The organism is Actinacidiphila epipremni, from assembly GCF_012034175.1.
In the GTDB taxonomy this organism is placed as follows: Bacteria; Actinomycetota; Actinomycetes; order Streptomycetales; family Streptomycetaceae; genus Actinacidiphila; species Actinacidiphila epipremni.
Genome location: NZ_JAATEJ010000006.1, coordinates 307,384 through 327,342, shown reverse-complemented (window position 1 = coordinate 327,342; position 19,959 = coordinate 307,384). Strand labels below are relative to the sequence as shown.

12 protein-coding genes are annotated in these 19,959 nt (G+C 74.3%); 3 read left to right on the top strand and 9 right to left on the bottom strand.

Going from position 1 to position 19,959, the window contains the following annotated elements; genetic code table 11:
• The first annotated feature begins 269 nt into the window (after positions 1-269).
• Both HCN08_RS11380 and HCN08_RS11375 read left to right on the top strand, forming a co-directional pair.
• The gene (locus tag HCN08_RS11380; RefSeq protein ID WP_167982852.1) at positions 270-1,025 is read left to right on the top strand and encodes a VOC family protein; all 756 of its coding nucleotides are present in this window, start codon (positions 270-272) and stop codon (positions 1,023-1,025) included.
• Between the two features lie 76 nt (positions 1,026-1,101).
• Positions 1,102-1,356: a hypothetical protein gene (locus HCN08_RS11375; RefSeq protein WP_167982851.1), complete on the top strand. Its 255-nt coding sequence runs from the start codon at positions 1,102-1,104 to the stop codon at positions 1,354-1,356.
• Positions 1,357-1,363: 7 nt separating this feature from the next.
• Here HCN08_RS11375 and HCN08_RS11370 read toward each other — a convergent pair whose 3' ends face one another.
• On the bottom strand, positions 1,364-2,134 hold the full coding sequence (locus tag HCN08_RS11370; RefSeq protein WP_167982850.1) for a TioE family transcriptional regulator: 771 nt from the start codon (positions 2,132-2,134) through the stop codon (positions 1,364-1,366).
• Positions 2,135-2,192: 58 nt separating this feature from the next.
• Between HCN08_RS11370 and HCN08_RS11365 the strand changes: the two genes are divergently transcribed.
• On the top strand, positions 2,193-3,410 hold the full coding sequence (locus HCN08_RS11365; protein WP_167982849.1) for an erythromycin esterase family protein: 1,218 nt from the start codon (positions 2,193-2,195) through the stop codon (positions 3,408-3,410).
• Positions 3,411-3,419: 9 nt separating this feature from the next.
• Here HCN08_RS11365 and HCN08_RS11360 read toward each other — a convergent pair whose 3' ends face one another.
• The 8 genes from HCN08_RS11360 to HCN08_RS11325 all read right to left on the bottom strand — a co-directional run bounded on the left by HCN08_RS11360 (position 3,420) and on the right by HCN08_RS11325 (position 19,912).
• Positions 3,420-4,823 carry a phosphoribosyltransferase family protein gene (locus tag HCN08_RS11360; RefSeq protein ID WP_167982848.1) on the bottom strand — a complete coding sequence of 468 codons (1,404 nt, stop codon included), beginning with the start codon at positions 4,821-4,823 and terminating at the stop codon, positions 3,420-3,422.
• Between the two features lie 77 nt (positions 4,824-4,900).
• Complete coding sequence (locus HCN08_RS11355; RefSeq protein ID WP_167982847.1) at positions 4,901-6,436, bottom strand: glutamate synthase subunit beta; 1,536 nt, start codon at positions 6,434-6,436, stop codon at positions 4,901-4,903.
• Between the two features lie 140 nt (positions 6,437-6,576).
• On the bottom strand, positions 6,577-7,599 hold the full coding sequence (locus HCN08_RS11350; RefSeq protein WP_167982846.1) for an LLM class flavin-dependent oxidoreductase: 1,023 nt from the start codon (positions 7,597-7,599) through the stop codon (positions 6,577-6,579).
• A 153-nt stretch (positions 7,600-7,752) separates the two neighbouring features.
• On the bottom strand, positions 7,753-12,027 hold the full coding sequence (locus HCN08_RS36120; protein WP_265738195.1) for an nSTAND1 domain-containing NTPase: 4,275 nt from the start codon (positions 12,025-12,027) through the stop codon (positions 7,753-7,755).
• 267 nt (positions 12,028-12,294) lie between these two features.
• Positions 12,295-15,948 carry an ExeM/NucH family extracellular endonuclease gene (locus HCN08_RS11340; RefSeq protein WP_167982844.1) on the bottom strand — a complete coding sequence of 1,218 codons (3,654 nt, stop codon included), beginning with the start codon at positions 15,946-15,948 and terminating at the stop codon, positions 12,295-12,297.
• A gap of 198 nt (positions 15,949-16,146) precedes the next feature.
• Positions 16,147-16,344: a hypothetical protein gene (locus tag HCN08_RS11335; RefSeq protein ID WP_167982843.1), complete on the bottom strand. Its 198-nt coding sequence runs from the start codon at positions 16,342-16,344 to the stop codon at positions 16,147-16,149.
• Positions 16,345-16,406: 62 nt separating this feature from the next.
• The gene (locus HCN08_RS11330) at positions 16,407-17,744 is read right to left on the bottom strand and encodes an acyltransferase family protein (protein WP_240969983.1); all 1,338 of its coding nucleotides are present in this window, start codon (positions 17,742-17,744) and stop codon (positions 16,407-16,409) included.
• Positions 17,741-19,912 carry a bifunctional polysaccharide deacetylase/glycosyltransferase family 2 protein gene (locus HCN08_RS11325; RefSeq protein ID WP_167982842.1) on the bottom strand — a complete coding sequence of 724 codons (2,172 nt, stop codon included), beginning with the start codon at positions 19,910-19,912 and terminating at the stop codon, positions 17,741-17,743. The genes HCN08_RS11330 and HCN08_RS11325 overlap by 4 nt, the downstream gene beginning before the upstream one ends.
• Positions 19,913-19,959 lie beyond the last annotated feature (47 nt).

Here is a 19,959-nt window from a genome sequence, read left to right as displayed (position 1 = left end):
GCACCTCACCACCGGCGCCCCCACCATGTCCTCCAACCCCGTCGTCGACTACCACGTCGTCTACGCCCTCGCCATGATCGTCTTCGCCGCGACCGCCGCCGGCACCGCCTGGGGCCTGGGCCGGCTGTGGGCCCGGCTGCCGATCGTCCGCGACCACCGCTGGCTGCGGTAGCCGGCCGGCACGGGCACAGGAACGGGGCACCGCCTACCGGGCGGTGCCCCGTTCCGTCGTGCGGCCGAGCCGCGGGCGCGTGCGTAGGATCGGGCGCATGGCGCTGCGACCTGTGCAGGTGAACGTCAAGGCCGTCGACCACGCGGCGGTCGGGCGGTTCTGGGCGCAGGCTCTCGGCTGGAGCGCGTACGCCGGGCCGGCCGGCCGGACGACGTATGTCGGGCCCGGCGGCGGGCTCGTGTGGCCGCACCCGGTCGTCCTCGGGATCGACGTCGTCGGGGTGCCGGAGGGCAAGCCGGCGGTGAAGAACCGTATGCACCTGGACCTCGCGACGACCTCCGCGGCCCATCAGGCCGAGTGGGTCGCCCGGTTGCTCGACCTCGGGGCGAGGCACGCCGACGTGGGGCAGGGCGACGACGTGCCGTGGGTCGTGCTGGCCGACCCCGAGGGCAACGAATTCTGCGTGCTGGAGCCGCGGGAGGTCTACCGGGACACCGGGCCGGTCGCCGCGGTGGCGGTGGACTGCGCCGATCCGCGGGCCATGGCGCGCTTCTGGGGCGCGGCGCTGGACTGGACCCTGCGCGAAGTCACCGACGACATCGCGGTGTTCCGCTCCCCCGGCGGCGTCGGCCCGTACCTGGAGTTCATCCGCAGGCCGGGCGACGCCAGGACCGTACCGGACCGGCTGCACCTCGACCTCCTCCCGGCGCCCGGTGCCGACCCGGCGGCGGAGGCCGCCCGGCTGCGCGGCCTCGGCGCGGCCGACCTCGACATCGGGCAGGGCGGCGACGTGCCGTGGACCTGCCTGACCGACCCGGAGGGCCACGAGCTGTGCGTCCTGGCCCCGTCCTGACCTGCGCCCAGGGCCCTGGCCTGCACCGGCGTACCGATCCGCCGGGATTGTCAGTGGGGCGTGCGAAGGTGGCGTCATGGCCCACACTTACCGGCGTGTGTACGGCGCCGACCACGAGGACCCCGCGCCGCGGCCCGGGCGGGACTACCGCGAGCTCGTCGGCGGCCCGCTGGACGGGCTGCTGCTCGACGTGACCGGATGGGACGCGGAGGCGCTGCGCCGCGGTGCCGCGCTCACCACGGAGCTGGCCGGGATACGCGGCGGGCGCGCGGTGTACGAGCCGCGCGCCGGGCGCGAGGGGATGTGGGACTGGCAGGGCGACTGCCCGTAGCGCCGGTTCAGGCCAGGGCGCGCAGGTAGGCGTCCAGCTCCGCCGCGCCGTGCAGCATCGCCCGGCCCCGGGCGGCGAGCCGGCCACGCCAGTCGGTCAGCGCGGCCTCCAGCGCTTCCGGGCCGCCGGCCGACCGTACCTGCGCCAGGAGCGGCGCGATCTGCTCCAGGAGGTAGCCGCCGCGGCGCAGTTGGTGAGCCAGCCGGGCATCGCGTGCCGCGGCGGGGTCGTACACGCGATAGCCCGTGCGGGGGTCGCGGCGCGGGCGTACGAGGCCGGCGCGCTCCCAGGTGCGCAGGGTCGCGGGGCGCAGGCCCAGGGCTGCCGCCAGCGGGCCGATGAACGTATCGGCTCCCTCGGGCGACTCGCGCCCTGCCGGGCCCAGTTCGGGCAGGGCGTCGGTCACCGCCTGGAGGGTGCGGCGGTCGTCGAGGAGCCGGGCGTGGCTCTCGTCGATGAGCCGATAGGCCTCCTGCGCCGCGCCCTCCCGCGCCGGGTCCTGCTCCCCCGGGTCCCCCTCCCTTGCGTTCACCGCCCGCATGATCGCCGCCGCCGTCCCGTGGCCGTGCCCCGCGACGAGGGCGAGGAAGGCGCGCAGGGCCTGCGCGTGCAGCCGCGTGTAGGCCCGGTAGCCGGCCGGGGTGCGGGCGGCGGGCGGGAGGATGCCGGCCTCCTCGTAATTGCGCACCGCTTGCGTGGACAGGCCGTGCTCACGCGCCAGGTCCACCGGCCTGAGCCGGTCGCCCCCGCCATGGTCACTTTGAAGGTTTCGCCCCATCGACCTGACGTTATCGCGCCGAAGTTTCCAGCGGAAGTTCAACGATACCGTTGAGGGAATGGACCTCACGGACATCACCCGCCCCGTCACCGCCGCCGCCCTCATGCAGCTGCTCCCGGCGCCCCGCCCGCGGGTACTCGCCCTCGGCGAGCCCACCCACGGCGAGGAGAAGCTGCTCGCCCTACGCAACGACCTCTTCCGCGAACTCGTCGAGCAGGAGGGGTATCTGACGATCGCGGTCGAGAGTGACTGCCTGCTCGGCCTGGCCGTGGACGACCACGTCACCTCGGGCGAGGGCAGCCTCGACGAGGTCATGGCGGGCGGGTTCAGCCACACGTGGTTCAACGCGTCCCAGGCCAACCGGGAGTTGGTGCGGTGGATGCGCGAGCGCAACGCGGGCAGGGCCGCCGCCGAGCAGGTGCGTTTCGCCGGGTTCGACGGGCCGGTGGAGATGGAGGGCGCGGCGAGCCCGCGGCGGGCGCTCCTGGCGCTGCACGGCCACCTCGCGGCGCGGGTCGCCGCAGAGCTGATGCCCTGCACCGCCGAGGAGTTGGACCTGCTGCTCGGCCCGGACGAGCGGTGGACCGAGCCCGCCGCGATGACGGACCCGGCGCGTTCGGTGGGGCGGTCGGCGGATGCCGGCCGGCTGCGGCTGCTCGCCGACGACCTGGTGGCGCTGCTCGACGCGCAGGCGCCGCACCTGCGCGCGACCTCCACGCCGGAGGAGTGGGAGCGGGCGCGGCTGTACGCCCGCACCGCGACGGGCCTGCTGCGCTACCACCACTGGACCGCCGACCCGTCGCCGGCGCGCATGGCGCGGCTGTGCGCCGGGCGGGCGCTGATGATGGCCGGCAATCTGCTCGCGCTCGCCGCGCGCGGTCCGGTGCTCGTGCACGCCCACAACTCCCATCTCCAGCGGCAGCTCAGCGCGCTTCGGATGTGGCAGGGCCCGGTGGAGTGGTGGGGCGCGGGCGCGCTGCTGAGCGCGCGGCTCGGCGAGGGGTACGCCTTCGTGGCCGCCGCGCTCGGCACGCTCCCGCACCACGGCGTGGACGTACCGCCGCCGGACACGAGCGAGGGGATGCTGTACGCACTGCCGGCGGACCGCGCCCTGGTCGATCCGGCGCGGCTGGCGGCGGCGGAGCCGCGTCCGGTGCCGCGGGTGTCGCCGTGGTTCGGTTACGCGCCGCTCGACCCGGACCACCTGCCGTACGTGGACGCGCTCGCGTACGTGCGGGACGTCGTACGGACGCAGGACCCGGCGGCGGGCGGTTGAGCGGGCGGGTCAGCCGGTGTGCTGGGGGGTGCGGGTCAGGTGGCGGGTGAACCAGTCGGTGGCCAGGGCGCTGGCCTCGGCGAGGGTGCCGGGTTCCTCGAAGAGGTGGGTGGCGCCGGGGACGACGGCGAGGGAGTTCTCGCAGTGCAGGGCCTGCTGGGCGTGCCGGTTGAGGTCGAGGACGTCGTCGTCGTGTCCGCCGACGACGAGGAGGGTGGGGGCCCGGACGTCGGACAGGCGCGGGGCGGCGAGGTCGGGGCGGCCACCGCGGGAGACCACCGCGGCGACGTCGGCGGCGTGGTCGGCGGCGGCCCACAGCGCGGCGGCGGCGCCGGTGCTCGCGCCGAAGTAGCCGAGCGCGCGACCCTCGGCCTCGGGCCGGGCCCGCAGCCACTCGGTGGCCTCGGTGACGCGGCCGGCGAGCAGCGCGATGTCGAAGACGTTGGCCCGGTCGCCGGCCTCCTCCTCGGTGAGCAGGTCGAACAGCAGCGTGCCGAGGCCGGCTTCGTTGACCGCGGCGGCGACCTGCCGGTTGCGCGGGCTGTGCCGGCTGCTGCCGCTGCCGTGCGCGAACACGACGATGCCGTCCGCGCCCGGCGGTACGGCCAGCTCCCCGGCGAGCACGCCGCCGGGCACGGGTATCCCGACCTCGACGCTGCTGCGGTGCGGGCGCGCGGTCCGGCCCGCGTCATGCCCGGCGGGGTTCCGGCCGGCGGTGTCCGTACCCGCGGGGTTCCGGCCGGCCGCGCCCGTCCCCGTACGGTCCGCGGCGGGCGTGCCGCGGGAGGACGCCCGGGCCAGGCAGTCCGTGACCTCCTCGTCGCTCGTCTGCGCGAAGTCCTGGTAGAACTGCCCGATCGCCGCGAAGTACGCCGGCGTCTCCACGCTGATGTAGTCGTCCGCGGCGCCGGGCAGGCGGGCGGTCCAGTCGGCCGGGGCCACCGGGACCGCAAGGACGACGCGGCGGGCGCCGCGTTCGCGGACGATGCGGCAGGCGGCCTTCGCGGTGGAGCCGGTGGCGACGCCGTCGTCCACGATGATCGCGGTACGGCCGGTCAGCGGCGCCGGCGGCCGGTTGCCGCGGTAGCGGCGGGCGCGCTGCCGCAGGACGTCGCGCTCGCTCTCCTCGACCGCCGCAAGGTCGGCAGTGTCGACCCCCGCCCCCTCGACGACCTCCTCGTTGATCACCCGGGTGCCGCCCTCGCCGATCGCGCCCATGCCCAGCTCCGGGCGGTACGGGACGCCCAGCTTGCGGACGACGCACACGTCCAGTGGCGCCCCGAGCGCGTCCGCGACCTCCGCGGCGACGGGCACGCCGCCGCGGGGCAGGCCGAGGACGATCACGTCGTCGCCGGCCAGGTGCGCGGTCCTGGCGGCGAGCTTGCGGCCGGCCTCCTGTCGGTCCCTGAACACGGTTGCTCCTCTCCTCTCGTCCCCCGTCGTCCCCCGGACCGTCCTCCCCTCGCATCGTGCCTGCCTCGGAGCCGGCGTCACACGGTGAAGGGTGTGTCCTCCGGCGTGACGGGGGCGTGCAGGGTCGTCGTCCCGGTCAGGTAGCGGTCCGCGGCAGCCGCGGCGGAGCGGCCCTCGGCGATGGCCCACACCACCAGGGACTGCCCGCGCCCGGCGTCACCGGCGACGAAGATCCCCTCGGCCCCCTCGGCGCCCTCACCCGTCTCGGCCCCCTCACCCCCCTCGCCCCGCTCGCCGCCCGCCGCCAGCGCGGCGAAACCGCCGTCACGGGCGATGTTGCCGCGGCCGTCCAGCGCCAGCCCGAGCTGCTCCACGAGCCCCGAGCCCGGCTCGGGCCCGTCGAAGCCGAGGGCGAGCAGCACCAGCTCCGCCGGGATGACCCGCTCGGTGCCGGGCCGCGGGCTGCGTGCCCCCGGCTCCACCTCCGTCAGGTGCAGGGCGCGGACCCGGCCGCTCGCGCTGCCCTCGAAGCGCAGCGTGGCCGCGGAGAAGACCCGCGGGTCGGTGCCGGCCCGGCCGCGGGCCTCCTCGTGGGCGTGCGAGATGCGGTAGACCTTCGGGTACGTGGGCCACGGCTCGCCCTCGGGGCGGTCCTGCTCGGGCTCGGGGTTGATGTCGAGCTGCACGGCGGAGGCCGCGCCCTGGCGCAGCACCGTACCGAGGCAGTCGGAGCCGGTGTCGCCGCCACCGACGATGACGACGTGCTTGCCCTGCGCGGTGAGCGGTGGCTCGGCGTAGTCGCCCTCCTGGACCCGGTTGGCGAGCGTCAGGTACTCCATGGCCTGGTGGATGCCGTCCAGGTCGCGGCCCGGGACGGGCAGCTCGCGCTGCCGGGTGGCGCCCACGGCGAGCACGACCGCGTCGTGCCGGCGGGCGAGCTCCGCGGCGTCGAGGTCGCCGCCGACGTCCGCGCCGGCGCGGAAGGTGGTGCCCTCGGCGCGCATCTGGTCGAGCCGGCGGTCGAGCTGCCGTTTCTCCATCTTGAACTCGGGGATGCCGTAGCGCAGCAGCCCGCCGATGCGGTCGGCGCGCTCGTAGACGGCGACGGTGTGCCCGGCGCGGGTGAGCTGCTGGGCGGCGGCGAGCCCGGCGGGGCCCGAGCCGACGACGGCGACGCTCTTCTCGCTGTGGCGTTCGGGCGGCTGGGGCTCGGCGTAGCCGCGCTCCCACGCCTGGTCGGCGATGGCCTGCTCGACGTTCTTGATCGTCACCGGGTCGGCGTTGATGGCCAGCACGCAGGCGTCCTCGCAGGGCGCCGGGCACACGCGTCCGGTGAACTCGGGGAAGTTGTTGGTGGCGTGCAGCCGCTCGGCGGCGGCCTGCCAGTCGTCGTGGGCGGCGTAGATGTTCCACTCGGGGATGAGGTTGCCGAGCGGGCAGCCGTTGTGGCAGAAGGGGATGCCGCAGTCCATGCAGCGCGCGGCCTGCTCGGAGACCACGGGCAGCAGGGCCTGGCCTGCGTAGACCTCGTTCCAGTCGCCGAGCCGTTCCTCGACGGGACGGGGTGGTACGGGGCGGCGGGGGTATTTGAGGAAGCCCTGGATATCGGTCATGCGGCGCCTCTAGCGCACGATCGCGTTGGTTGCGGTTTGTCCTAGTTTACGCCGAAGTGCGCGGGTGCCGGGCCCGGCGCAGGAGCCGGGCCCGGCGGGTGACGTACAGGGGCTCCCCGGAGGTGTCCGGCCGGGCGGTGTCAGCGCCAGCCGAGCGCGGGGGCGACGTGGGTGAGGATGCTCTCCAGCACATGGCTGTTGTAGTCGACACCGAGCTGGTTGGGCACGGTGAGCAGCAGCGTGTCGGCCTCGGCGACCGCCTCGTCCTCGGCGAGCTGCTCGGCCAGCACGTCGGGCTCGGCGGCGTACGTACGGCCGAAGATCGCCCGGGTGCTGGCGTCGATGTAGCCGACGTGGTCGGCACTGCCGGCGTCGCGGCCGAAGTAGGCGCGGTCGCGGTCGTCGGTGAGCGCGAAGACGCTGCGGGAGACCGAGACGCGCGGCTCGCGCTCCCAGCCGGCCTTCGCCCACGCCTCGCGGTACGCGCGGATCTGCGCGGCCTGCTGGACGTGGAAGGGCGCGCCGCCCTCGTCGTCCTTGAGGGTCGAGCTCATCAGGTTCATGCCGAGCCCGGCGGCCCATTCGGCGGTGGAGTTGGATCCGGCGCCCCACCAGATGCGCTCCCGCAGCCCCGCCGAGTGCGGCTCGACCCGCAGCAGCCCCGGCGGGTTGGCGAACATCGGCCGCGGGTTGGGCTGCGCGAATCCCTTGCCCTCCAGGACGGTGAGCAGCACTTCGGCGTGCTTACGGGCCATGTCCGCCTCGGTGTCGCCCTCGCCGGGCCCGTACCCGAAGTAGCGCCAGCCGTCGATCACCTGCTCCGGTGACCCGCGGCTGATGCCGAGCTGCAGCCTGCCCCCGGCGATGAGGTCGGCGGCGCCGGCGTCCTCGGCCATGTAGAGCGGGTTCTCGTAGCGCATGTCGATGACGCCGGTGCCGATCTCGATCCGCGAGGTCTTCGCGCCGATCGCCGCGAGCAGCGGGAACGGCGAGGCCAGCTGCCGGGCGAAGTGGTGCACCCGGAAGTAGGCACCGTCGGCCCCGAGCTCCTCCGCCGCCACGGCGAGGTCGACGGCCTGGAGCAGCGCGTCCGAGGCGGTTCTCGTCTGCGAGTGGGGGGTGTCGGACCAGTGTCCGAAGGACAGGAAGCCGATGCGTTTCATGTCCCGCACAACACCTCGCCGATCTGGTTGATTCCTCAACCACTGGACCGGCGCCGCCGGTCGGGTCGGCGGCGCGGGAGGCGGTGTGATCAGCAGGTCTTCCCGTCCTCCGGTCAGCAGAATTGCAGGTCAGGCGGTCCGCTGGTCCTCCGGTCAGCAGGTCCGCCGGTAGGGCACATCGGGGATGTGCGCCTTCCACTCCTGCCGGGTCAGGCCGCCCGCCGTGCCGCACAGCTCGTGCACGAGGCGGGCCGGGGCGACGGCGTACGTCCGGAACGTGCCCTGGTCGTCCAGGCTGACCAGGGTGGAGTCGTCGGCGGTGAAGGTGAGGAGCAGCCCGCTGACGGGCCCGGGCAGGCCGGGGCCGATGCGGCGGCGCGACGGCACGTCCCACAGGCCGATCGCGGGGGCGGAGGTGTCCGTGCGGCCGGCCGGCGTAGGCGTGTAGAGGGCGGCGAGCAGCCGGCCGTCCGCGGAGTGGGCGACCGGGTCCTCGTCCACGCTCAGCTCGCCGGCGTTCTCCCCGACGTTCAGCGGGTCGCCCTGGGGGCGCAGGGTGCCGGGGTCGAGGAGGAGCAGGTCGTCGCGCTCGCTGCTGGGGTCGGTGTAGGCGCTCTTCCCGTCGGCGCCGAAGCCGTCGACGTGCAGTTGCGTGCTGCCGGGCACCAGGGTGCGGCCGGTGGGGAAGGCCACCAGTCCCAGGTCCGGGGTGACGGCCACGGCCCTGCCGTCGGGGCGGAAGGTCACCGTCGGGGCGTAGCCGGCCAGGGCGGCTTCGAGGGTGTAGGTGGTCGTCAGGACCGGCCGCATCGTCCGCAGGTCGTAGAACTGCAGGGACCGGGTGACCTGCCCCGGGCCGGCCGCTCGTCCCGGGGCGGGGCCGTAGGTGGCGTACGTGCTGTCGTCCGGCGAGAAGGCGACCGTCCTGCCCGGTCCGCGCAGGCTGCCCGGCAGCCGGCCGAGCCGGGTGCCCTTGGCCGCGTCCCAGATCTCGACGCTGCCGTCCTCGTCCCGCGCGACCAGCCGGCCGTCCGGGCTGAGCAGGACGAAGTCCCCGCCGGGGATCGGGAGTTCGGCGCGCTCGGCCAGTGGGGCGGTGGACCAGACGTGGACGGTGCCGCGGTCGGGGAAAGCGATCGTCGAGCCGTCCTGGCTGGCCGCCGCCGTTCGCGGGTGCTCGGGCAGGCGCGGGCCGTCCGGCCGCAGGGGCGCCAGGTCGAGCGAGTGGAACGTCCCGTCGACGGCGACGCAGCGTAGTTCGGTGCCGTCGGCGGAGAAGCGGAAGGTGCCGGCCGCGCAGTCGCCGCTGACGGTGGGATGGGTGAAGAAGGGCGGCCCGGTCGCCGCGGCGGCCGGCCACACGCTGAAGCCGACGGCGACGTACGTCCCATCGTGGCTGAAGTGCACGTCGCCGGAGTCCAGGATCCGGCTCTGGTACGAGGGCGGGGCGGTGACCTGGGTGAAGGTGACCCGGCCCTGCTCCAGCGCGGCGGTGAACAGGCCGCGGCGGCCGAGCATCGCGACCCGGCCGCCGTCCGGGGCGAAGGAGAGCGGCGCGTCGTAGTCGGTGGCGGCGAGGCCGAACGCCGGGGCGGGGAGGTCCTTGCCGCCGGCCGTGCCGATCCACTCCAGGCCCCTGCCCGCGACGCCGGTCAGGGCCAGCACGCGCTCGTCGGGCGAGAAGGTGGCGTGCAGCGAGGGCACGTCGGGCAGGCCGGCGGTGTCGCGGCGCAGCACCTCGCGGCCGGTGCGGGTGTTCCAGACGACGGCGAGCCGGTCTGTGCCGCCGGGGCCGGTGGCGGCGAGGTACGTGCCCTTGGCGCTGAGGGTGAGCCGGGCGCCCGACGTCGGGTACGTCCCGCCGCCGAGCCTGTGCAGGCCGCGGGCGGCCAGGACGGTCGTCGTACCGTCGGCGGTGCTGACCGCGACGGTCGTGCCGTCTGCGGAGACGTACACGCCCCGTACCGGGTCCGCGGTCTGGTACGAGCCGAGTTGCCGGCCGGTGTCGACGTCCCATGTGCCGACCCGCCGGCCGCCGGCGGCGGCCAGGACCCGGCCCGCGCCGTCCAGGTCGCTGGTGGTGACGTCGAAGGCGGGGAGCCGGGCGGCCCGCTTCTCGGGCTGGTAGCGGGTGGTGAGCAGGGCGGACCATGCCTCGGGGGTGTCGTCGAGGGCTTCGGCGGCGACGGCGAGGCGGCGGGCGAGTTGCGGGTCGGTGGGGCCCAGGGACTCGGCCAGGCCCGCGACTTGCGCGGAGGTGGCGCGGTCGCGCTGGTGGACGACGGTCTGCCGCTGCTCGACGGCGACGCCGGCCGTGACCCCGGCGACGAGGGCGAAGACGGCGAGGAGGGCCAGCAGCGTCCGGCGGAGGGCGGCGGCGCGGCGCTGGTGGGCGCGGCCCCGGGTGAGGTAGGTGTGCTGCTCGGCGTCGAGTTCGGGGTCGCGTTCCGGCAGCCAGTCCCGGGCGGCGGCGAGGGTGGTGGCGGTGGGCAGCAGGTCCCGGGGCCGGCCGGCCCGCCGCCAGCGGGCGACATCGGCCCGCAGGCTCTCGCGCCAGCTCAGGAAGAGGGCGTCGGCGGTGGCGTGGTCCCTGAGCCGGGGCCAGTCGGCGATGAGGGTGTCGTGGGCGAGCTCGACGGTTTCGGTGCCGCCGTGGCTGCTCTCGGCCGGGCCCTCGCCGGCCCCGGCGGTGCGCAGCCGGCCGCGGACCAGGATGCGCGCGTCGGCCAGGCGCCCGGCGATCTGCCATTCCCGGTCGGCCATGTCGACGCGCAGCGCCACCCTGCGGACCGGCTTCTCGGCGCCGAGGGGGGTACGGACCAGCCGGGTGAGCAGGCGCGCGGCGTGCTCGCGGTCCTCCTCGCCGACGCACTCCGCCCAGGCCCGGTCGGCGTGCCGACCGAGCGCGCCCCTGACCCCGCCGAGGGCGTCGTACGCCTCGTGGGTGAGCCGGCCGGCATGCCGGTGGTCCCACAGCTGGGCGAGGGCGAAGCTGAGCAGCGGCAGGATGCCGGGCGCGTCGCCGGCGTCGGCCAGGATGCGGGGGACGAGCCCTTGCGCGTACGCCATGGCCGGGACGGCCGCGACGGGTTTGGTGACGGCGTCCTCCAACTGGTCCGGGCGCATGGGCTCCAGCGCCTCGACGCGGGTCCGCACGAGCGGGCCGAGGCGCGGGTGCGCGAGGACCGGGTCGAGGAAGTCGCTGCGCAGAACGGCCAGTACGGCGACGTTCCGCTGTGCGGGCGGGACGCCGAGGACGGTGGCGAAGTCGTCGATGTCGGCGGCGGTGAAGGCTCCGGTGGCGAGGAGTTCCTCGAACTGGTCGACGACGACGAGCAGTCGGCGGGAGCGCTGGACGCGCAGCACGGCGCCGGCGACCTCGCCGATCCCGTGCCGGAGCAGTTCGCCGGCGACGGCGGAGATCCGTACGAACTTCTCCGACTCGGGGCGGCCGGGCTCCAGCAGGTCCAGCAGTACGGCGGCCAGGCCGCGCACGGGGGTGGCGTGGTGGGCGGGGCGCAGGACCGCCACGGTGTCGCCGTCCGCGCGGCGCCGGGGTGCGACACCGGCCCGCGCGAGCGAGGACTTGCCGCAGCCGGACGGTCCGACGAGGGTGGTCCAGCCCTGCCGGGCGACGGCGCGGGCGAGGCGGTCGCTGTCGGCGTCGCGGCCGAAGAAGGCGGCGGCGTGCTCCTCTTCGAAGGGTTCGAGGCTGCGGAAGGGGGACGGCGGCCGGGCCAGGACCTCCAACGGCGGCCAGACGGCGGCCATCTGGCGGACGGGGACCATGAACGAGACCGCGGGCGCGCCGACTTCGGCGGTGGCGACCATGCCGACGACCGCGCCGGCGTCCTCGTCCCACACGGGGCTGCCGCTGAAGCCCGGGGCGACGGCGTAGCCGGTTCCGACCCGGTCGATCTGGACCAGGCCGCCGGCCACCCGCCCGCGTACGACGCCTTGGTGCCAGGCGCCCTCGTCACCGTGGCGGGGGAAGCCGACGGTCCGGACGGCGTGCCCGCGGATGTCGGCGGGTTCGGCGTCGGCGAGCGGCGCGGGCCCCGCGCCGGGGACGGCGGCGTCGAGCCGCAGTACGGCGACGTCGGGGCCGTCCACGGCCGGGGAGGATCCGGGCGGCGCGCCGTGGGAAGGGCCCCACCGTACGACGCTCGCGGTCGCCGTGGCGGGTGGGCTGCCGGGTTCGGAGGGCAGCGGCAGGTCGACGAACACCGTTGCGTCGGCGCCGGGTTCGTCGCCGGACGCGAGGCCCAGGGCGTCGGCGACGACGTGGGCGCAGGTCAGGATGTGCCGGTCGTCGACCAGGAAGCCGACGCCGAGCGGTTCGACGGCACGGCCGGATCCCGGCGGGTAGGCCAGGACGCGCAGCACGGCGGCGTCCGGCTCCGCGGTCCGGCCGCCCGCCGCCTCCATCACGCCCCCGGACGGTCCGCCCGGTCGGCGGTCCCGTCCGCTCCGCGCGCGATCGGCGCCCCGACCTGCCGCACCGTCGCCCCTTCCGCCCCCAACGCCCAGCACCGGGCCCATCATGCTGCGCCGCCGGCCGGCTCCGCGCCGCGCCGGCGCGATCCCGTCCCGACCCGGCGCATTCCCGCCCGACGCGATCCCGCCACCGGCCCGGCCACCCGAGCGAACACGGGCGCCGGGCCGGCGGGCTCTGGGCGGGCTCCTGGGTGGGGGTTACTTCTTGGTGGCGGTCAGGGTGATCGTCGTCGTGCTCGGGGCGGTCTTGGGGTCGCCGGAGTAGTGGAGGGTCAGGGTGTGGGGGCCCGCGGTGGTGAAGGGGGGGAGGAGGAAGAGGGTCTGGCCGAGGAGGAGGGGGGCGGTGTAGGTGTGGCCGTCGACCGTGAGGGTGGCCTTGCCGGTGGGGATGCGGTGCGGGGCGGTGACGGCGACGTAGAGGAGGGGGAAGGTGCGGCCGACGACGGGCTTGGACGGGAGGGCCGTCACGGAGACCTTGGACGCGGTCCTCGCGGGGGCGGTGTTGAGGCCGACGATCACCGGGTCGTGGTCGGAGGCCGCGAACGGGTCGGTGGCGTCGAAGAGTGGGGTGACGTTGTAGTTGTAGCGGCTGTAGGCGTAGCCGACGGACTCCTGCGCGTTGATCTGCCAGACGGTCGCGCCGGTGACCATCGTGAGCGCGGCGGGGCTGGCCACGATGTGGTCCAGGGAGCCTTCGAGGCCGTTGTAGGAGTACGACCAGTGGTTCGGGTCGTAGGTGGAGCCGAGGTCGGTGTAGCCCTGGCCGTACAGGTACTGCATCGGGTCCTCGTGGGTGTAGGCGTTGAAGTCGCCGACGAGGAAGACCTTGTCCGTGCCGAGCGCCTGCGCCTGGGCCTGGGCGAACGCGGCCATGTCCTGGGCCTGGTGGGTGCGGGTCTCGTTGTAGCCGCCCTGGTCGTACGCGGGGCGGGTGTCCTCGGTGTCGCCGGGGTAGAGGCCGGCGGCGTCGTTGCTCTTGGACTTCAGGTGGTTGGCGACGACCAGGAAGGCGTCGGAGTCGTCGGTGCCGACCGCCTTGAAGCCCTGCGCCAGCGGCTCGCGGGCGATGGAGAAGTCCTGGCCGGGGCCGGAGAGGGTGTTGAGCACGTGCGAGACGCCGACCGGGCTGACGTCGGCCGGCTTGTAGATGAACGCGGTGCGGATGACGTCCTGGTCTGCCGTCGCCGGCAGGTCCGCGGCGGCCGGTGACGGGGCGTACGCCCACGTGCCCGCGCCCGCCTTGGCGTTGAGGGCGTCGACCAGGCCGGCCAGCGCGCTGTCGCGGTCCTCCCCGAACTTGACGGAGTTCTCGACCTCTTCGAGCGAGACGATGCTCGCGCCCAGCCCGTCGATGCCGGTGACGATCTTCTGCTGCTGCCGCTGGAAGCTGGTGTCGTCGGCGGCGCCGCGCGGGCCGGTGGCGCCGCAGTCGTCGACCGCGATGTGGTTGCCCTGCCGGTCGTTGTAGTACGAGCACGAGCCGAGGCCGCTCGCGGCGTAACGGGCGCCGGTCATCGGGAAGTAGTTCTCGACGTTGAACGTCGCGAGCCGGACCTTGCCGCCGACGGCGGCCGGCGCCGCGTTCTGGGTGCGCTTGTCGGAGAACGACACGATGTCGGTGCCGGCGCCGTGGACCGGGCCGGTGGTGGGCTGGAGGTTCCACAGCGAGTTGCGGTAGTCCAGCACGACGGGCTGGTGGAAGGTGGCCTTCGCGCCGACGCTGACCGGGTTGCCGGCGGTGAGCCACGGCAGCGGGTCGGCAGCGGCGCTGCCGGTGGGGCTGTAGGTGACGCTCGCGCCGTCGTCGAGGGTGATGGCGTGCGCGGCGTTGCCGTCGGCGGCCTGCTGGGCGGCGGCGCTGCCGGCCGGCCCCGCGTCGGTGGGCTGGCGCAACGGGGTGTCGCCCGCGGCGAGTTCGACCTGGCCGTAGAAGTTGGTGTCGTAGTTGTCGGTCACCGTGAAGTCGCCCTGCGGGGCGAGGAGTTCGCCCTCGTGGGCTTCCTTCTGCGCGTCGGTCTGCAGCTCGCTCCACGGCAGTTGGTCGGCGGTGACCGGCGGCAGCGCGGTGGCGAGCTTGCTGACCGTCGGGAAGGAGATCTCCGTCTCGCCGGCGAACTCCTGGACGGTGCCGCGCACTTGCACGCTCTCGCCGACGGTGACGGTGGCGGCGGACTGGGAGCCGTAGACGAAGACCGCGTCGGAGGCACCCGGCGTCGGGTCGTCGGCCGCGGTGCCGCCGGCGCCGCCGGTCTCCAGGTAGAAGCCGTTGAAGCCGCCGGTGGCGTAGACGGCCGTGACGACGCCCTGGGTGCTGACGGTCTTGCCGGCCAGCGGCGAGGTGTCGGTGCCGGTGCCCTGGATCTGGGCGATCGTGACGTCGCCGGCGTCGCCTCCGCCGTCGCCCGTGCCGATCTGGCCGGCCGCGTTGACCGGGACGGGCCGGCCGGTGGTGAAGTCGGCGTGGTTGTCGTCGGTGTCGGCGCCCTCGGGGGTGCGCAGCGCGGCGACGTCCGTGCCGAGGTTGGTGCCCTGGGCCTGGCCCTCGAAGGTGTCGGCGTCGCCGTAGCCGAGCGCGTCCACGACGTGCGCGGTGCCGGTGATGTCGCCGGTGGGCAGCGCGGGGGCGGTGGCGGTGTCGAGCAACGCCACGAACGAGCCGAGGTAGTTGAGGTTGACCGGGATCGTCGCGTCCGGTGTGGGCAGCGCCGCGCCGTCGCCCGCGGTGTCGGCGCCGGCCTGGACGAGGAAGTGGCCGTGCGCGGGGATGGTGCCGGAGATCGGGTAGTCGGCGAGCGCGGCGCCGGCGCCGCGGTTGTAGGCGCCGTAGCCGATCGACCAGCCGGTGAGGTCCACGGCGGTGCCGGTCGGGTTGTACAGCACGATGTAGTCGTGCGCGAAGGGCGCGTCGGTGTAGCCGCCGTCGCCCCACACCTGGCTGATGAGCACATGGCCGGCGCCGGCGCCCGCCGCCCGGGACGTCAGCGTGAACGTGGCGCTGCCGGTGGCGCCGGCGGCGTCGGTGGCGGTGAGCTGCACGGAGGCGGTGCCGGCGGCGTCCGGGGTGCCAGTGACGGTACCGGTGGCCGGGTCGAGCGAGGCCCACGCGGGCAGGCCGGTCGCGCTCCAGGTGTAGGGGGCGGTGCCGCCGGTCACGGCCGGGGTGAAGGAGAAGGCGGTGCCGACGACGGCGCTGCGCGGGCCGATCGCGGCGACCGTGGGCTGCGCCGAAGTGCCGCCGTCGTAGCCGGAGTTGTGCGGGGCGGGCGGGGCGACGGCGAAGTCCGCGTTGTTGTCGTCGGTGTCGGCGCCGGGCGTCGTACGGGTCACGGCGGTGGTGTTGCCCGGCGCGGGGGCGTCGCCGCCCTCGGCGATCGCGGCGGCGCCGAAGCCGACGGTGTCCACGACGGTGCCGCCCGCGTCGGTGAGCGTCACCGAGCCGGCCGTCGCGGACAGGGCCAGCTGGCCGCTCGCGTCGGGCGCGGGCAGCGGCGTGCTGCCGCCGGCGCCCTGCGACTCCTGCACGAGGTAGTAGCCGCGGGCCGGCACGCTGCCGGTGAGGGCGGTGGCGCCGCCCAGGTTGCCCTTGGCGCTGTAGTACGACACGAGCCAGCCGCTCAGGTCGATCGGCGCGGCGGTGGGGTTGTAGAGCTCGATGTAGTCGTGGGTGTACGTGGAGCCGGAGTTGCCGCCGCCTCCGTACACCTCGTTGATCACCGGTCCGGTGCCGGCCGGGTCGGCCTGCGCGGGCGGCGCGACGACGCCGCCGAGACCGGTCACGGCGATCACGATGCCGGTGGCCGCCCCGATCAGCGCCCGCCGGGATCGGGAGTTCCTCGGGTGAGGAAGGGACATGAGTCAGCTCCTGAGACTAGGGACTCGCCACGCGGGACCTGGAACCCCGAGACGGCCGGGCAATGCAAAAGGAGCCAAACCAGCGGGCTTTGACCACCACGCGAACAGCACATGAAAGGGAGCGGACCGGCGGGGTCCCGGGACGGGAGGGGGTGTGTCCGGGACCCCGCGGCGCCGCACCGGGCGCGGTGGGCCGGGTCAGTCCCGGGTGGCCTGCCGCCACAGGGCGTAGACGAGGGCGAGAGCGGCGAGGACGACCCCCTCGTACGTCAGGAGCGGCTTCCAGTCGGTGGTCCCGCTGTCGCCGAAGAGCGGCCAGGCGACGGCCGTGACCAGCACTAAGAAGGGGTAGACGACTGCGCACACCCCTAGTGCGCGTATGAAGTGACGAAACATGATCGCAAGTATCCCCTGCGAGCTGACGAATCGTTGGCCAGGGGTTGGTTCCTGCAACCGGGCTACGCGCGGCGGCGGCCCTTCACCCGCCGCGGGTACGGGAACAGCCGGGGGCGGCGCTTGGCGGCGGCGTCCTCGACCCAGCCGAAGAGCAGCAGCGCCAGCACGATGAGCGGGATCGCGACCAGCAGCGGGAACCACTGGCTGGTGAGCAGCCAGCGCAGGTGGGCGTACGCGAAGTGGTTGTTCCACAGCTGGTCGATCAGCGGCTCGGTCATCACCAGCGCCACGCAGTGCCACAGGTAGACGGTCACCGCACGGGAGTTGAGCAGGGTGATGACGCCGTTGAACCGCTCCAGCGGCTTGGGCCAGCGCTCCCACGACGGGCTCAGGTGCAGCAGCAGCATGACGCAGCCGAAGGACCACACCGCCTGGGCCAGCGGCACCGCCTCCAGGTCGGGGCCGATGCGCGGGTCGTCGACGGGGGCGCGTTGCAGCAGCCAGAAGCCGGCCGCGAGGACCAGCGGGGCGAGCGAGGGGACGACGTACTGCGGGATGCGCCGCAGCAGGCCCTCCTGGTGGGCCATGCCCAGCACCCAGCACGCGCCGAAGGTCGTGAAGTCGGTCGCGGTCTCCATGACGCGCCCCGACTGGTCCACCAGCCCGGAGTTGAGGACCGCCGAGAGCACCAGCGGCACCGCGAGCGTCACCCACGGCACGCGCCGCACGAGCTTCAGCATGAGCGGGGACAGCAGCACGTACCACAGGTACGCGCGCAGGTACCACAGCGGGACGACGACCTGCTCGGCCCAGCTGTGCGGCAGGTGGCCGGAGAAGCCGTGGACGGTCCCGGCGAAGGGCGGGGTGCTCAGCGGCAGCACCCAGAAGGCGAGCTTGCCCCACCACCAGTGCGGGTGGCCCTCGGAGTGCGGGCCCCAGCCGTCGAGGATCATCGCGGTCACCACGACCGCGCCGAACATCCACATGGGCGGCAGCAGCCGGCGCAGCCGGGAGCGGATGACGCCGAAGGCGGGCCGGCTCAGCGAGCGGGCCATGAGCGAGCCGGCGAGCGCGAACATCACGCCCATGGACGGGAAGACCAGCGGCAGCCAGGTCCAGCCGAAGTTGTGGTAGATCACCACCCGGACCAGCGCGAGGGCGCGCAGCAGGTCGAGGTAGCGGTCGCGCACCCCGCGGGCCCTGGGCGCGGCGGGCTGCTCGGCGCCGGGTCCGGCGTCCGGTGCCGCGTCGGGCCGGCCCGGCTTGTCGAGGTGCTCGGTCCTGCGGACGAACGCCTCGGGCACGCTGATGGTGCGCAGCTGGACGGTCTCGTTGTCGGCCATCACGTACGTGCCGCGCTCGGCGGCGCTCATGAAGGTGCCGCGTTCTGTGGTGTTCATGACCTGGCCGCCTCCGCCGTCGTGACGTCGAGGCCGACCTCGCCGGTGCGGCGGAGCTTCTGCCAGCGCAGCCGGCCGCCGGTCAGGGCGGTGATCCAGGACTGGAGCAGCACCATGTACATCAGCACGCGGTAGACGACCTGCTGGACCGGCAGGGTGATCAGGTACCAGGGCTTCTCGCGGTCCAGCCGGAAGGACCACCAGGCGCAGAACGCCTGCAGCGCCAGTACGGCGAACCAGGCGCCGAGGCTCTTGTAGGGGTCGACGAAGAAGCAGCCGTAGAGCATGGCGATGTCGATGGCCGGGGCGAGCAGCGGGGTGACGACCATGAAGAGCGCCACGAAGGGCAGCCCGATCCGGCCGAAGCGCCCGCCGGGGCCGCGTTCCAGGACGGCGTGGCGGTGCTTCCACATCGCCTGCATGGTGCCGTAGCTCCAGCGGTAGCGCTGCGACCACAGCTGGCTCATGCTGCCGGGGGCCTCGGTCCACGCGCGGGCGTCCTCGGCGTAGACGATCTTCCAGCCGGCCCGGTGCAGCGCCATCGTGACGTCGGTGTCCTCGGCGAGGGTGTCGTCGCTCATGCCGCCGACCTGGGTGAGCGCCTCGCGGCGGAAGGCGCCGACCGCGCCGGGGATGGTGGGCATGCAGTCCAGGACGTCGTACATCCGGCGGTCGAGGTTGAAGCCCATGACGTACTCGATGTGCTGCCAGGCGCCTATCAGGGTGTCGCGGTTGCCGACCTTGGCGTTGCCGGCGACCGCGCCGATGCGCGGGTTGCCGAAGGGCTGGACGAGTTCGCGGACGGTCGCCGGCTCGAAGACGGTGTCGCCGTCCATCATCACGATCAGCTCGTGCGAGGCGGCGGCGACCCCGGTGTTGAGGGCGGCGGGCTTGCCGCTGTTGGGCTGCCGGATGAGCCGCACCATGGGCAGGCCCAGCTCCGAAACGATCGCGGCGGTGTCGTCGGAGGAGCCGTCGTCGACGACGATCACCTCGATGGGGTGGTCGCTCGCGGCGAGCGAGAGCAGGGTGTTGGTGATGCACTCCTGCTCGTTGTACGCGGGCACGATGACGCTGACCGGCTCGGTCACCGGCGGCCCGTGGGCGAAGCCGGGTCTGCGGGTGCGGCGCACGTGCAGCAGCGACAGCACGAGCATGAGCGCGAACCGGGCGAAGACCAGCACGCCGACCACGGCCAGCAGCCCGACCAGGAACGGCATGAGCCAGACGGAGAAGGCGGTGGACTTCACGAAGACCCGGCCCGCCCACAGCGTGGAGCCGCTGACCTTGGTGTTGGCCGAGCCCGCGCCGAGCGCCTCGCCGACGGTCTTGAAGGTGTAGCCCTGGGCGCGCAGCTTGTCGATGATGAGCGGCAGCGCGGCGAGCGTCTGGGAGCGGTTGCCGCCGGCGTCGTGCAGGAGGATCATCTCGCCCTGCCCGGCGAGCTTGGGCATCGCGGCCTGCACGATGGCGCCGACGCCGGGGCGTTTCCAGTCGTCGGTGTCCTTGTCGATGAAGGCGACGAGGTAGCCGTCCTTGCCGACGGCCTTGCTGACCGGCCAGGACCAGTCGTCGAGCGCGTCGGCGGTCGAGGAGTACGGCGGGCGGAACAGGCTGCTGTGGATGCCGGCGACCCCGGCGAGCGCGAGCTGGGTCTCGCCGAGTTCCCAGTCCAGCCGCATGTTGTTGTGCAGGGCGAGGTCGGGGTGGGTGTAGGTGTGCACGCCGATCTCGTGGCCGCCGGCCACGATCCGCCGGATCAGGTCGGGGTTGCGGGTCGTCATGGAGCCGGTGACGAAGAAGTCGGCCTTGACGTGCTTTTGTGCGAGCACGTCGAGGATCTTGGGGGTCCAGTCCTTGGAGGGGCCGTCGTCGAAGGTCAGCACGATCGTCTTGTCGGGGACGGTGTAGCTGACCGGCTTGTCCTGCTTGTCGCCGCGGGCGTCCACGACCGGGCCGCCCTCCAGGACGCTCTTCGGCACGGTCTTCTTGTCGACGGAGACGGCCACCTTCTCGTCGTGGAAGACCTCGTTGTTGGCCATGCCGCGCAGCACCATGAACGCCAGCAGGGTGACCAGCACCGAGATCGGCAGGAAGAAGCGCAGCGGCGGCGCCGCGAGTCTTCGCGGGCGCAGCACCGTCTGCCGAGGTCGTTGATGGCGCGACATGGTTCGGGGACGTCCTTGCGCTGTTACGGGGCCGGCGGCGGCGGGGC

Excerpts from the sequence above, each read along its gene's own strand:
- HCN08_RS36120 (WP_265738195.1), bottom strand. The coding sequence starts at position 12,027 with ATGGAGGCGGCGGGCGGCCGGACCGCGGAGCCGGACGCCGCCGTGCTG.
- HCN08_RS11325 (WP_167982842.1), bottom strand. The coding sequence starts at position 19,912 with ATGTCGCGCCATCAACGACCTCGGCAGACGGTGCTGCGCCCGCGAAGA.
- HCN08_RS11330 (WP_240969983.1), bottom strand. The coding sequence starts at position 17,744 with ATGAACACCACAGAACGCGGCACCTTCATGAGCGCCGCCGAGCGCGGC.
- HCN08_RS11365 (WP_167982849.1), top strand. The coding sequence starts at position 2,193 with ATGGACCTCACGGACATCACCCGCCCCGTCACCGCCGCCGCCCTCATG.
- HCN08_RS11335 (WP_167982843.1), bottom strand. The coding sequence starts at position 16,344 with ATGTTTCGTCACTTCATACGCGCACTAGGGGTGTGCGCAGTCGTCTAC.
- HCN08_RS11380 (WP_167982852.1), top strand. The coding sequence starts at position 270 with ATGGCGCTGCGACCTGTGCAGGTGAACGTCAAGGCCGTCGACCACGCG.
- HCN08_RS11370 (WP_167982850.1), bottom strand. The coding sequence starts at position 2,134 with ATGGGGCGAAACCTTCAAAGTGACCATGGCGGGGGCGACCGGCTCAGG.
- HCN08_RS11355 (WP_167982847.1), bottom strand. The coding sequence starts at position 6,436 with ATGACCGATATCCAGGGCTTCCTCAAATACCCCCGCCGCCCCGTACCA.
- HCN08_RS11340 (WP_167982844.1), bottom strand. The coding sequence starts at position 15,948 with ATGTCCCTTCCTCACCCGAGGAACTCCCGATCCCGGCGGGCGCTGATC.
- HCN08_RS11375 (WP_167982851.1), top strand. The coding sequence starts at position 1,102 with ATGGCCCACACTTACCGGCGTGTGTACGGCGCCGACCACGAGGACCCC.
- HCN08_RS11350 (WP_167982846.1), bottom strand. The coding sequence starts at position 7,599 with ATGAAACGCATCGGCTTCCTGTCCTTCGGACACTGGTCCGACACCCCC.